This window comes from Kitasatospora sp. NPDC059803, from assembly GCF_042732255.1.
Classification (GTDB): domain Bacteria; phylum Actinomycetota; class Actinomycetes; order Streptomycetales; family Streptomycetaceae; genus Kitasatospora.
On the sequence record NZ_JBHWIJ010000600.1, the window covers coordinates 1 to 1,002 of the forward strand.

The 1,002-nt window shown below is 81.4% G+C and carries 1 protein-coding gene; it reads left to right on the forward strand.

Annotation, left to right across the window (positions count from 1 at the left end; all coding sequences use genetic code 11):
• Positions 1-179 precede the first annotated feature (179 nt).
• A complete protein-coding gene (locus ACFV6I_RS39775; RefSeq protein WP_380431203.1) occupies positions 180-902 on the forward strand; it encodes a hypothetical protein in 723 nt (240 codons plus the stop codon).
• The last annotated feature ends 100 nt before the right edge of the window (positions 903-1,002 follow it).

Consider the following 1,002-nt stretch of genomic DNA (forward strand, 5'->3'; position numbering starts at 1 on the left):
GGGGGGCGCGGGCGCGCGGGCGCGCGCGGCGGGCGGCGCGGTGGGGGGGCGCGCGCCCGGGGGGGCGGTGGGGGGGGGGGGGGCGCGGGGCGGGCGGGGGGGGCGGGGGGGTTACGCCCCCGGGCTCGGCTGCTGGTCAGGCTGCCGGTCCGGCCGCTGGTTCGGTTCCCGGGGACGCCGTGACCACCGAGCTGCGGGCCGTCCGGGACGTCCCGGGGGCGGGGCCCGTGGGCACTCCCGGGCCCGGCGGCACCGACGAGGCGACGCGGGAGCTGTCGCTGCGGGACAGCCAGGCGGCCGTCCGGGCGGCGGAGGCCGCCGACGCGACCGCCCAGCTGCCGGTCGTCCCGCCGACCGCCGTGGACGAGACGGCCGTGCTGCCGAAGGTCACGGAGGAGGCGGACCGGACCGCGGTGCTGCCGCGGATCGAGCCGGGGCGTCCGGCGCCGGGGCGTTCTGTGTCGGAGCGTTCTCTGTCGGAGCGTCCGGCACCGGGCCGGGTGGAGCCGGGCCGTGCGGGGGCGGGTCGTACCGAGGCGGGCCGTACCGAGGACCGGGTGCCGCTGGGGCTGTGGCGCGAGGAGCCGGTGGACAGCACCCGTGAGCTGCCGGTGGTCGGCGACGAGCCGCAGCCCGCCGACGAGTCGCAGGCCACCGCCGAGCGACCCCGGCCGGAGTGGGCCGAGGAGACGCCGATGGATGACCTGCCGAGCCTCACCGACACCCTGCTCGGCTCGCGTGACGAGTGGGCGCGCTGGAATCACGGCGGCCCGGCCCCGCAGGACCCGCGTGGCGGCCAGGACCGGCCCGCCCCCGGGGGCGACCAGGGCGGGGTCGGCGAGGGCGGGGTCGGCGAGGGCGGCGGCAAGGGCAAGGGCCGTCGCTGGGGCCGTCGGGGCTGAGGGGCGGCCGGGGCCGGCCTCGGGCGTGCGGCGGTACGGACGACGGTAGGACAGCGGTACGGACGACGGGCGGCGTCGTCGGGGTGGAGAGCCCCGGCGG